Below are 11,655 nucleotides of genomic sequence, written 5' to 3'. Positions count from 1 at the left end.
GTTAGTCTAAGTGTTAGTGCTCTTTGTTTGTTGGGGTAAAGTTAAACTAACATCCATTTATCTTTCGTAGCCATTTCATAAAAGTAATATGGTTGCGTTTTTGTTCAATGGGTTATGTAATTGAAAGCCCCTTAATTTAAGGCCTGTACACTAAATTAAAACAGTAATTCTATGTTTGTTTTTTTTGTTGAAAGGTATCTTAGTGCTGACTCACAACTGAATGCCATAATTCAGTTTTCTGCAAAGGAGTGCCTTCTACTAAAAATGGGTTGTGTAAAGTGATGATTTTTCTTTTAGCCAAATTCAATTTTGCCAAGTCTGCGGCATAATATTGGTTGAATAACCGGTCAAATGAGCCATCTTTTAATGCTCTATTAAGGCCGCTCTCTATGTCGGCAGCTAACTTTATATTGTCTTTGTTGACATAATAATAGACGGCTGTTGGGTATTTTATAACCAGGTTTGGGTCTAACATTATGTTTAAGTTATGGTACGTCTCGACGTTTCTATTGGCGTTTAATGCAGATTGTGGAATGTAATGTAATCTTTGTTTGTCTAACATTTGAAACAAAGCATAAAACTGGCCGGTAGAAACAGGTATATCGTTTGCTTGTAATATTTTGGTGTCTGTCCACAGTAAAAGTTGTCCTGCGACCAATTTTTTTAAAGCCTTTGAGTTGGTAATATCAGCTAACAAATCTTTATTTTTTTTATTAATGATAGGGATGCGCCAACCGTTTAATCCTTTGTAAATAGGGAATTTAATCGCTAAGTGTTTACTTTCTCTAACGGCTGTAGAGGTACCAGACATGACATCAATGCCCGCATTTTCAGCCATTAAGTTATAGGCACGAACTGTAGGCAAGGATACATCTAGTTTTTTGAACTTATAGGTGTCGGTCGCAGAGTATGACAATGCGTGTTGCAATAATTTTCCACGGTATGAGTCTATTCCAAATAAGGTTGTGAGTTCAGTGATACTCTCTTCGGCAATAGCAGGCGATGTGGCATTAATAATTAAACAATGGATAAGAATAACCACCTTTAGTTTAATTGCCATTTAGTCGGTTACCTCTTGTTATTTCTTCTACTCTGACGTTAGGGGAGTTTACTGGATATTGCAACTTTACAAAATTCGATTTAAATCATTTGTCAGGTTAAATAAGTGTGGCTTGCCTGAGTTTAAAACAATAAAAGAGAAAAGTCTGGGGCTAAAATACTTATAGCCCTACTCTCATTTCAATAAATAACCTGAACTCGGGATAATGAGTGTCGTTGTGAATTGAATTTTATATACAGTTCAAACACTTACACATATACCTTCGGTTACGTTTTGAGTTAATCGTTACTCGGTGACGAAATTTTTCGTGTATAGCAAGGCGAATTGTCGTACGTAATAACGTGTTATTGCTAGACAATCCAACGCCGCTAGGCACAAAAAGAGCGTTACCGAGAGGCTCGGCTTAACCCGAGCTCAGGTTAAATAGCTAACAATAATAATTTACAGAATGATTTCGTATTCTGTTACCGAATAAAACTCAGCATTAGCCTTTAATTCTGCGCTTGGGAAGTGGGTATGATTAGGTGTATCAGGATAAAACTGACTTTCGAAACACACTCCTTGATGGGCTTGATAAATGGCGCCTTCTTTACCGGGCATATCCGCAAAATGATTGGCTGTGAATATCTGCATGCCAGGCATTGATGTATACACTTTCATTTCTAAACCAGACTGTTGGCACGCTGCATTACCAGCGTAAAAAGCGTCTTTTTGCGCTGCCGTAAACTTATCTAAACACAAGTTGTGATCTAAACCATTACCGTATTCTAACTGTTGATGATTTAACGCTAGTGCATCGGCAATTATTGTAGATTGTCTAAAATCAAACGGGGTATTCTCAACCGAAGCAATCTCGCCAGTAGGAATTGCGTTAGCATTGGTGGGCGTATAATGACTGGCTTCTAGCGAGATTTTTTGATTGGCCACAGAGCCATGGTGTTGGCCAGCTAAATTAAAATAGGCGTGATTGGTTGGGTTAAATACCGTGTCTTGATCACTTTTAGCAAAGTACTCTATTTTTAGACGATTTTGCTTAGTTAAGGTGTAGACAGCTTTGACGTTGATATTGCCCGGAAAACCTTGGTCGCCGTCTGGGCTAGACATTTCTAGCGCTAATGAAGGCTCATTTGAATCAGACAGCACGGTAGCTTGCCAAACATATGCATTAAATCCATTAGCGCCTCCATGTAAACAATTGCCAGCTTGATTCACATCTACCTGATAATCTGCATTATTCAAGCTGAACTTTCCGTGTGCAATTCGATTGGCGTAACGGCCCACTAAAGCACCTAGGTAACTTTGATCAGCGAGATACTCTTCAAGGGTATCAAAACCTAAAACAATATCCGTTGCTTTCGGCTTGGTGGGAACTAAGAAGCGTCTAAGAATGCCGCCTAAAGTCAGTATATCTACCGAAACACCATGCTGATTGGTTAGAGTGTGCTCTTCAACCGTTTGTCCGTTTGCGAGTGTGCCAAAATGTTTGTTGGTTATCATTAATCTGTATTCCCAGTTGAAGTGCTATCAATTGAACTGCTAAAAGGGGTGAGGCAAATGGACTCAGTTAGACCTGTAAAGGGGGTATGGTAAACGAACAGGTTGCCGTTACTCGCTTGTTGTTGAAGCGTATGCTCAGAAAGATTGATTCGAGCAGACGTTACAATGAGGTGTTGTAAATCAGGGCCGCCAAACGTCACACAGGTCGGCTGCTTACAGGGTACGTCTAAAGTTAATAACAATTCGCCATCTGGGCTATAGCGTTTTACTGTGCTACTTGCCCATTGGGCATTCCAAATACATGCATCGCTGTCTACACATGAGCCATCTGGAAAGGCATGACTGTCAGTTTTCGCAAATTCTTTAAGTGGGCCAATCTTTCCCGTTTTTATGTCCATCTGAGCTTGTTGAATTGTTTGGCTAGGCGAGTCTGCAAAATAGAGTGTGTCACCGGTTGGGCTCCAACATAAACCGTTAGAAACCTTAATGTCTTTAATGATTTTTTTGACCCGATGATTGTGATTAAGACGATATAACGCGGCTCTTTCTTGAGTGTCGTCTTTGCCTTCGTCTTGCATCATAGTACCTGCCCAAAATCTGCCTTGGCGATCAACTCTGCCATCGTTAAAACGAGTGTGAGATAAGTTGAGTTCGACTTTTTGCAGCCATTTTGTTTCACCACTTTGTGGATTAAAAAAGGCAAAACCAGATTCAAAGGCACAAATTAACCAAGCGGGATCTCCAGTTAATCCAAAACAGCCAAGGCGTTCAGGGCAGTCAAAATAGCTGCTAGTGGTTTGACCAAATTTCCAGCTGTATAACTTACTTTGTTCAATGTCAGTCCAATAAACGGTTTGTGTTCTATGTTCCCAAATAACACCTTCACCTAAAGTGTTGGCTACGGGCAATTGTTGAACGAGTTCAAAAGAATTGGCCAATATCTGTCCTGTTCATCTACGTACGAATTGTGCATGAGTATATTATTTTCTGGGTGTTAAATAAAACGACTCTTGCGCTATTTATACTAATGATTTACCTAACAATGGCAGGTCGTGGACATTTTTAGAGAATTCTCTACGTCACCTTTGCCTCACTGATTGTGCAAACGTACTGTTTGGTAATTAACGAAAGTGTAATTCCGCATTCATGTTTCAATTCAAACAAGCTTAATTACCTCAATTCTAGTTTTTGCTTAAGCATATAAATAAATCGTTTGAAAACCTATTTGCTCGCTATTTATTTAAGGTGTTTTAGCTAACGTCCTGATAAACAACGTATTCAAGCTTATTAGTTAAAATTCAGAGTGAACAGACGCCGTCAAACCAAAACAAATCAGCTGTTTTAGTCCTTGACATGATAGACAGGTGGTACCTAAACTGTCATTTGTGGGTAAAAGTGGCACAAAGTGGATCTTACGGGATCAAAATGTTGGCACTCGCACATACTAGTTAAAAACTTACTTAAGATAAAAATATAAAAAAGGTTAGGGGAATGTTCCGCGGCGCTAACGCAATTAATCTAGATATAAAAGGGCGAGTTACGATACCTACCCGGTACCGTCAATCCCTGCTGGATGATTGTCAGGGACAACTAGTTTGTACTGTTGACACTCAACAGCCTTGTTTGCTGCTTTACCCACTTCCAGAATGGGAAGAAATCGAACTTAAACTCAGTCGTTTATCTAGTATGAATCCTCATGAGCGTCGTATGCAGCGTTTGTTATTAGGGCATGCTACTGAAGGTGATATGGACAAAAATGGCCGTTTTTTATTAGGCGCACCGTTACGTCAACACGCAAAATTAGATAAACAAATCATGTTAGTAGGCCAGTTCAATAAATTTGAAATCTGGGATGCAGACGTTTGGCAACAACAAATAGATTTAGATGTGGCGACAGAGCAAGAAGCCAACTTTGAATTAACCGAGCGACTGCAGGATTTCTCACTTTAATGGACAACGAATTTTCTCACCTATCTGTTTTATTACAGGAATCAATCGACGGTTTAGACATTAACCCCGATGGTGTATACCTAGACGCTACTTTTGGTCGAGGAGGGCATTCAAAACAAATCCTGAACAAATTGTCTGAAAATGGACGTTTAATTGCAATCGATCGTGATCCTACCGCAATCAAAGCGGCAGAGGTTTTTGCTGATGACTCTCGTTTTTCTATTCACCATAGTGCTTTTTCAGATTTACAAACTGTAGCTGAAGAATTAGGTTTAGTAGGCAAGATAGATGGCATCTTGATGGATTTAGGGGTGTCGTCACCACAATTGGATGATGCTGAACGTGGTTTTAGTTTTATGCGTTCTGGTCCACTCGATATGCGTATGGATACGTCTAAAGGTTTAAGTGCAGCACAGTGGTTAGCTAAAGCTGAAGAACAAGACATCACGCAAGTTATCAAAGAGTTTGGCGAAGAAAAATTTGGTAAACGTATTGCTCATGCCATTGTAAATACTCGTCAAGTCACGCCCATCACCACAACTTCTCAATTAGCAGACATTATTGATGAAGCTGTGCCTGTTAAAGACAAATATAAACACCCGGCTACTCGCAGTTTCCAAGCTATTCGTATTTACATCAATAGCGAGTTAGACGAAATAAAAACCGGCTTAAAGGCTGCCTTAAATACTCTCGCTCCGACCGGGCGTTTGGCAGTGATCAGTTTTCATTCATTAGAAGACAGATTAGTGAAACGATTTATGCGAGAGCAAAGTCGTGGCTTAAAAGTGCCTGCTGGCTTACCCATAATGCAAGCTGAAATTGATGCAGCTAAAGCCATGAAAACTGTAGGCAAGGCGATTAAACCTTCGGCTGATGAATTATCTGACAATGTACGGGCGCGAAGCTCGGTATTAAGGGTGGCTGAAAAATTGTGAAAACAGCCAATACTAACTTCAACCTGCTCAGTTTTATACTCGCTGATTTAGCCCGCCATCCTGTGCGGGTTTTGTTGTTTCTAGCGGTATTGGTTAGTGCAGGTTTAGTTATCTTGAGCGCACACCATAATCGTCAGATGTCGATAGCAATTGAACGTCTTATGCAAGAGCAAGATAGGCTCGATGTTGAGTGGCGAAACCTAGTGTTAGAACAAAGTGCATTAAGTGAGCACAATCGCATAGAAAACTTAGTCAAAACTGAGCTCAATATGCACCGTCCCCAGCCCACTGAAGAAATTGTGGTGAGGGTGAAATGAGCAGAGTTACCAGTCGCAACGTCAATAAAAGTAACAAAAAAAATCAGCCAAATCATGCTAAAGCTAACAGCGTGCCTGAATTGTTACATTGGCGTTTTGTCGTAGTGATAAGCGCTATCGTTTTGGTATTTGTAGGGTTAAGTGCTAGGGCTGTATACATTCAAGTTGTTGACCCTGATTTATTAATCAAACGTGGCGACAGTCGTACATTGCGAACTCATAGCAACCCTTTGCATCGAGGCTTAATTACAGACAGGAATGGTCAGCAATTAGCTGTGAGTGTGCCAGTTAGAGCCATTTGGGCAAACCCTAAAACCATTGCAAAATCTATCGATGCGTTAAAAGAAAAAGCTCAGAAGGATCCTGAATTTGATTTGACTGCTAAGTTGGCAGCTAACGCGAAGAGATGGAAAGCTTTAGCAGAAATATTAGGCCAAGACCTTGAAGCATTAAAACAAAAAGTGGACGACCCAGAAGACACGTTTGTTTACATTCAACGTCAGGTCTCGCCAGCTATGGCAACCTATGTTCAGCAGCTAAAGCTGGCCGGTGTGCATTTACGTGACGAGTCTAGACGATATTATCCCAGTGGCGAAGTATCAGCACATATCGTTGGATTTACCGATGTAGATGATATTGGCATTGAGGGCGTAGAAAAACTTTATAACAAGTGGTTAACGGGTTCTAAAGGTTCAAGAAAGATTCGTCGTGATGGTAAAGGTCGCATGGTGGAGTTGCTTGAATTTAAAGAAGGTGAAAAACCGCAGGATATTCAACTCACTATAGATCAACGTATTCAAGCTATTGCTTACAAAGAGCTTAAACAAGCCGTGCAATATTACCGTGCTGCTTCTGGTTCAGCCATAGTGGTAGCCGTTAAAACAGGTGAGATATTAGCCCTTGTTAATAGCCCGTCATTTAATCCTAATAATCGTTCTGGTGTTTCTGCCCATAGAATTCGTAATAGAGCAGTAACCGACGCATACGAACCTGGCTCTTCGGTAAAACCTTTAGCGGTATTAAGTGCTTTAGAGTTTGGTTCTGCTGACCCTGAAACCATTATTGACACCTCGCCAGGTTGGATGCATCTAGGTGGTAATATTGTGCGAGATTCTCGTAACTACGGAAAAATTGATCTGACTGAGATTATTCGTAAATCGAGCAATATGGGTACATCAAAACTGGCACTTTCTGTACCTAAAGAATTCCTAATAGATACCTACTACAACGTGGGGTTAATGAGTGACAGTGGCGCCAATTTGTTAGGCGAAAGTAATGGTATTTTTAACGAGCGTAACCGTTGGTCAGATTTTGAATTATCAACACTATCATTTGGCTACGGTATTTCGGTGACTGCACTGCAGCTAGCGCGTATGTACAGCGTATTGGGCGATGGAGGTGTTAAGCGCCCTTTAAGCATTATTAAGCCCGACGAGCCCGTTGAAAGTGAAAGAGTGATCAGTCAACAAACCACACAACACGTTCTGCAGATGATGGAAAGTGTGGTGCAAAAAGGTGGTTCAGCTGAAAAAGCTCGTATACCAGGGTATCGCGTGGCAGGTAAAACAGGTACCAGCCGTAAAGCGATAGCCAATGGATATGGTGACGAATATGTGAATATTTTTGCCGGTGTGGCACCTGTGTCTAATCCCGAATTGGCAGTCGTCATTTTGATTAACGAGCCCAAAGGTGAACATTATTATGCTGGACATACCGCAGCACCTGTTTTTGCGGATGTGATGGCTGCCAGTCTGCAACTATTAAACGTGCCCCCTGATGATAAAACGGTACCTTCTTTAGCCACAGCTCTAACGACAGAAGTTGTAAGGAGTCAAAATGCAGGCTGATATGGTGACTATTGATAATCAATTTCCTCAAGCTTTTGATCAAAGTATTAAACCTTTATTGGCTCATTATTCTATTGATGCGCCAGATATCATGATCAGTGGTTTAGTATTGGACAGCCGAGATGTGTCTATCCATAAAGCCTTTGTGGCGATTAAAGGACATGTTCGTGATGGACGTGACTTTATTCCTCAAGCAGTTAGTTTGGGTGCAAAAGTGATTCTGCTTGAATGTGATAGTCCAGCTGAACATGGCCACTTAGAAATGCGTGAACAAAGTTTGCTCATTAGTTTTTATCAGTTGCCTCAAACGATGTCGGAATTAGCTGGGCGATTTTATCAATTCCCAGCTAACTCTTTGTCGGTGATCGCCATTACGGGCACAAATGGAAAAACGTCCACAGTACAGTTAACCAGCCAATTGGCTTATTTATTAGGTGAACAAGCCGCTTCAATTGGTACATTAGGCTCTGGCATGTTTTCCAGTTCATCCGATTCAGTAAATTCAGAGCTTAAAGACACAATTAATACCACGCCAGACGCCATTAGCATGCAGGCTTTGTTAGCTGAATTTGTGGGCGATGGGGCTTTTCAAGTCGCTTTAGAAGCCTCTTCACATGCATTGGTTCAAAATAGAATTCAGGCTGTTAAGACTGATGTGGCGGTATTTACTAACTTAACTCGTGACCATCTCGATTATCACGGTTCAATGGCCGAATACGCAGCAGCAAAAAGGCAATTACTAGCTCAACCGGGGTTAACATTTGCTGTTATTAATGGAGATGATGCCGAGTACAATAACTGGCTTGCCCAAGTTCCTAATACAGTAACGAGTGTATTATTCGGACAAAACTTTCAACCAGATTCTGTACCTACAAAACATAAATATTGTGTAGCCAAAAACGTGCAGTACACCTCTTCCGGATTAAGACTTTCATTGCAATCCTCGTGGGGAGATTGTGAGTTACGTTTAGCTTTGTTAGGCCAATTTAATGTGTCTAACGTGTTAGCAGCAATTTGTGCCCAACTATGTTTAGGCAAGAGCTTGAAGCAAATTGCTTATGTCGCTCAAAAACTGAGACCCGTAGCTGGGCGTATGGAATTATTCTGCCGTTCAAAAATGCCAACCATAGTGGTGGATTATGCTCACACTCCAGATGCATTAGAAAAGGCACTATTGGCTACCCGACAACATTGCCAAGGTAAGCTGGTGTGTGTGTTTGGTTGTGGTGGTGATAGGGATGCAGGTAAACGTTCTTTAATGGGCGAGATCGCCGAACAATTCGCAGATAGCGTGATTTTAACCGACGACAATGTGCGTAGCGAAGATCCCAAACAGATTGTTGCCGACATCTTAACGGGCTTTAGAAACCCAGATGTAATCAAGGTCGAACATGACCGCAAAAAAGCCATCCAACTGGCCGTTAGTCAATGTGCTGAAGGCGACATGGTTTTAGTGGCTGGTAAAGGTCACGAACAATATCAAATCATAGGTAACCAAACTTTATCTTACGATGAACGTTTGTTTGTTTCACAATTCCAAAAGGGGAAAAAAGTATGATCCCGGTTTCACTTTCCTGGGTAACTGAACAAGTTCAGGGCCAGATATTAGGTCAAGTTGATAATAGTCTTTTGGTAACTGGTGTGAGCACTGATACCAGAAGTATCAATACTGGAGATCTTTTTCTCGCCTTAGAAGGGCCAAATTTTGATGGTCATAAATTTGTGCAACAAGCCAAAGAAAAAGGTGCCATAGCACTCATCGTATCCTGTGAATTAGAAACGGACTTACCCTGTATTTTAGTAAAAGATACAAAAATGGCCTTAGGACACTTAGGTGCTGCAGTGAAAGCGGAAGTCGCACCCAAAACCATAGGTATTACCGGTAGTAGCGGAAAAACAACCGTTAAAGAAATGACCGCCGCTATTTTGTCTCGTCGCGGCAAGGTGTTAGCCACAAAAGGTAATTTCAATAATGATTTGGGTGTCCCCATGACATTATTACGTTTAGAAAGACATCACGAATTTGCTGTCATTGAAATGGGAGCCAACCATTTAGGTGAAATTGCCTATACCACTAGTTTAGTGAAACCTGATGTGGCAACCATAGTAAACGCTGCTGCTGCACATTTAGAAGGGTTTGGCAGTTTGTTAGGTGTTGCCAGAGCGAAAAGCGAAATATTTAAAGGGTTAACAGAAAAGGGGCCAGATAGAGGTTTAGCCATAGTTAACGCTGATAGCCAGTTTGCGGATTATTGGTTAGGTAAACTTAAATACAACAAGGTTCAAACTTTTTCATCAGAGAAAAGTGCGGATGTATTTGCCGAAGATATTACCCTAGGTTTAGATGGATGTGCTCAATTTGATTTAGTCACACCAAGTGGTCGAATTGGTATTAGCTTGCCATTACCAGGTATACACAACGTAAGTAATGCGGTGGTTGCAGCATCGTTGGCATTAGAGGTAGGAGCCAGTCTAAGCGATGTGCAAGAAGGTTTACGTTTAATGCCTCATGTATCTGGACGATTGCAAGTAAAACAGTTAACTAATCAAGTGAAAATTATTGATGACACTTACAATGCAAATGTTGCCTCGGTAAATGCGGCGATTGATTTGTTGTCTAGTTTCGCCGGACGAAAAATATTGCTCTTAGGAGATATGGCTGAACTAGGCGAAAAAGCCCGTTATTACCATGAAAAAGTGGGTGAATATGCCAAACAAAAAGGCATTGATGAATTGTATAGTCTAGGGGTATTAAGCCAAAGTGCCAGTGCCGTTTTTGAACAAAATGGTAAGCATTTTAGCGACCTATCTTTGATGATTGCCTTTTTAAATGAAAATGTCATTTTTGAAAAATGTGACATTAGTATTCTTGTTAAAGGTTCGAGAAGTGCACGGATGGAGCTGGTCGTTGATGCATTGGAGGTATCTCCATTGGGAAAGCTTGAACGAAATAGGGAGCGCATTGCATGTTAATGTGGCTAGCCGACTGGCTACAACAGTTTGATACTGGTTTCCGAGTATTTTCGTATATTACCCTGCGCGCTATTTTAAGTACGTTAACCGCGTTAGCTATGGCCATGATTATTGGTCCTAAGATGATTGTTTGGTTACAAAGAATGCAGATCGGACAAACGGTTCGAGATGACGGACCCGAATCTCATTTAGCAAAATCTGGCACGCCCACCATGGGTGGTTTGCTAATTTTGGCAGCTATTGTGACGAGTGTTTTGATGTGGGCGGACCTTACGAATCGCTATGTTTGGGTAACCCTTTTTGTATTAGTGAGTTACGGCATCATTGGTTTTATCGATGATTATCGTAAAGTTATTCGTAAAGATGCCAGAGGTTTAATTGCTCGTTGGAAGTATTTTTGGCAGTCAGTGGTAGCAATCGGCGTAGCCTTGTATCTTTATTCAGCTCAACAAAATCCTGCTGAAACAGCTTTATTGGTGCCTTTCTTTAAAGAAGTGATGCCGCAATTAGGTATGTTTTTTATTGTCGTGACATATTTTGTGATTGTTGGAACAAGTAATGCGGTAAATCTAACCGATGGTCTTGATGGTTTAGCCATAGTGCCCACAATTTTGGTCGCTGGCGCCTTTGCTATTTTTGCTTATGCCACTGGCCATGTGAATTTTTCTGCTTATTTAAACATTCCTCATCTACCGTTAACTAGTGAATTAGTTGTGGTATGTACCGCAATGGTTGGCGCAGGGTTAGGGTTTTTATGGTTCAACACTTATCCAGCACAAGTTTTTATGGGCGATGTGGGCTCTTTAGCCCTTGGCGGTACCCTAGGTATTTTAGCCGTGTTAATTAGACAAGAAATCGTTCTATTTATCATGGGCGGGTTATTTGTTGCAGAAACTCTATCGGTCATTTTACAAGTCGGGTCATTCAAGCTGCGAGGAAAACGTATATTTAGAATGGCACCTATCCATCACCATTATGAATTAAAAGGTTGGCCAGAGCCTAGAGTGATAGTGAGGTTTTGGATTATATCTTTAATACTAGTCCTAATCGGATTAGCCACCTTAAAACTAAGATAA

At 41.0% G+C, this 11,655-nt stretch carries 10 protein-coding genes; 7 read left to right on the top strand and 3 right to left on the bottom strand.

Going from position 1 to position 11,655, the window contains the following annotated elements:
* Positions 1-199: 199 nt before the first annotated feature.
* The 3 genes from ACSHXM_RS12345 to ACSHXM_RS12335 form a co-directional block, all read right to left on the bottom strand.
* The gene (locus ACSHXM_RS12345) at positions 200-1,060 is read right to left on the bottom strand and encodes a hypothetical protein (protein WP_435689075.1); all 861 of its coding nucleotides are present in this window, start codon (positions 1,058-1,060) and stop codon (positions 200-202) included.
* A gap of 441 nt (positions 1,061-1,501) precedes the next feature.
* Positions 1,502-2,557: an aldose epimerase family protein gene (locus ACSHXM_RS12340; RefSeq protein ID WP_435689074.1), complete on the bottom strand. Its 1,056-nt coding sequence runs from the start codon at positions 2,555-2,557 to the stop codon at positions 1,502-1,504.
* Positions 2,557-3,495, bottom strand: a complete 939-nt coding sequence (locus ACSHXM_RS12335; RefSeq protein WP_435689073.1) for an SMP-30/gluconolactonase/LRE family protein — start codon at positions 3,493-3,495, stop codon at positions 2,557-2,559. Before ACSHXM_RS12335 ends, ACSHXM_RS12340 begins: the two co-directional genes overlap by 1 nt.
* A gap of 553 nt (positions 3,496-4,048) precedes the next feature.
* Between ACSHXM_RS12335 and mraZ the strand changes: the two genes are divergently transcribed.
* Genes mraZ through mraY form a run of 7 tightly spaced genes read left to right on the top strand, consistent with a single transcriptional unit; the run spans position 4,049 to position 11,655 of the window.
* Complete coding sequence (mraZ, locus tag ACSHXM_RS12330) at positions 4,049-4,507, top strand: division/cell wall cluster transcriptional repressor MraZ (RefSeq protein WP_235312503.1); 459 nt, start codon at positions 4,049-4,051, stop codon at positions 4,505-4,507.
* On the top strand, positions 4,507-5,442 hold the full coding sequence (gene rsmH / locus ACSHXM_RS12325) for a 16S rRNA (cytosine(1402)-N(4))-methyltransferase RsmH (protein ID WP_435689072.1): 936 nt from the start codon (positions 4,507-4,509) through the stop codon (positions 5,440-5,442). Before mraZ ends, rsmH begins: the two co-directional genes overlap by 1 nt.
* On the top strand, positions 5,439-5,759 hold the full coding sequence (gene ftsL / locus ACSHXM_RS12320) for a cell division protein FtsL (protein ID WP_435689071.1): 321 nt from the start codon (positions 5,439-5,441) through the stop codon (positions 5,757-5,759). The genes rsmH and ftsL overlap by 4 nt, the downstream gene beginning before the upstream one ends.
* Positions 5,756-7,606, top strand: coding sequence for a peptidoglycan D,D-transpeptidase FtsI family protein (locus ACSHXM_RS12315; protein ID WP_435689070.1), 1,851 nt, complete (start codon positions 5,756-5,758; stop codon positions 7,604-7,606). The genes ftsL and ACSHXM_RS12315 overlap by 4 nt, the downstream gene beginning before the upstream one ends.
* Positions 7,596-9,164 (top strand): UDP-N-acetylmuramoyl-L-alanyl-D-glutamate--2,6-diaminopimelate ligase, encoded by a 1,569-nt coding sequence (gene murE / locus ACSHXM_RS12310; protein WP_435689069.1) that lies wholly within the window; start codon positions 7,596-7,598, stop codon positions 9,162-9,164. The genes ACSHXM_RS12315 and murE overlap by 11 nt, the downstream gene beginning before the upstream one ends.
* Positions 9,161-10,579 (top strand): UDP-N-acetylmuramoyl-tripeptide--D-alanyl-D-alanine ligase, encoded by a 1,419-nt coding sequence (locus ACSHXM_RS12305; RefSeq protein ID WP_435689068.1) that lies wholly within the window; start codon positions 9,161-9,163, stop codon positions 10,577-10,579. Before murE ends, ACSHXM_RS12305 begins: the two co-directional genes overlap by 4 nt.
* Complete coding sequence (mraY, locus tag ACSHXM_RS12300) at positions 10,573-11,655, top strand: phospho-N-acetylmuramoyl-pentapeptide-transferase (protein WP_435689067.1); 1,083 nt, start codon at positions 10,573-10,575, stop codon at positions 11,653-11,655. The genes ACSHXM_RS12305 and mraY overlap by 7 nt, the downstream gene beginning before the upstream one ends.

The sequence above is a fragment of the Paraglaciecola sp. genome, assembly GCF_051252315.1.
Taxonomy (GTDB): Bacteria; Pseudomonadota; Gammaproteobacteria; order Enterobacterales; family Alteromonadaceae; genus Paraglaciecola.
The sequence above is the reverse complement of the archived record's forward strand: the minus strand, read 5'-3'. Positions and strand labels throughout refer to the sequence as shown.

What these genes read in the sequence shown, in the direction of transcription:
- mraZ (WP_235312503.1), top strand. Translation starts at nt 4,049, where the DNA reads ATGTTCCGCGGCGCTAACGCAATTAATCTAGATATAAAAGGGCGAGTT.
- rsmH (WP_435689072.1), top strand. Translation starts at nt 4,507, where the DNA reads ATGGACAACGAATTTTCTCACCTATCTGTTTTATTACAGGAATCAATC.
- ACSHXM_RS12345 (WP_435689075.1), bottom strand. Translation starts at nt 1,060, where the DNA reads ATGGCAATTAAACTAAAGGTGGTTATTCTTATCCATTGTTTAATTATT.
- ACSHXM_RS12315 (WP_435689070.1), top strand. Translation starts at nt 5,756, where the DNA reads ATGAGCAGAGTTACCAGTCGCAACGTCAATAAAAGTAACAAAAAAAAT.
- murE (WP_435689069.1), top strand. Translation starts at nt 7,596, where the DNA reads ATGCAGGCTGATATGGTGACTATTGATAATCAATTTCCTCAAGCTTTT.
- ACSHXM_RS12305 (WP_435689068.1), top strand. Translation starts at nt 9,161, where the DNA reads ATGATCCCGGTTTCACTTTCCTGGGTAACTGAACAAGTTCAGGGCCAG.
- ACSHXM_RS12340 (WP_435689074.1), bottom strand. Translation starts at nt 2,557, where the DNA reads ATGATAACCAACAAACATTTTGGCACACTCGCAAACGGACAAACGGTT.
- mraY (WP_435689067.1), top strand. Translation starts at nt 10,573, where the DNA reads ATGTTAATGTGGCTAGCCGACTGGCTACAACAGTTTGATACTGGTTTC.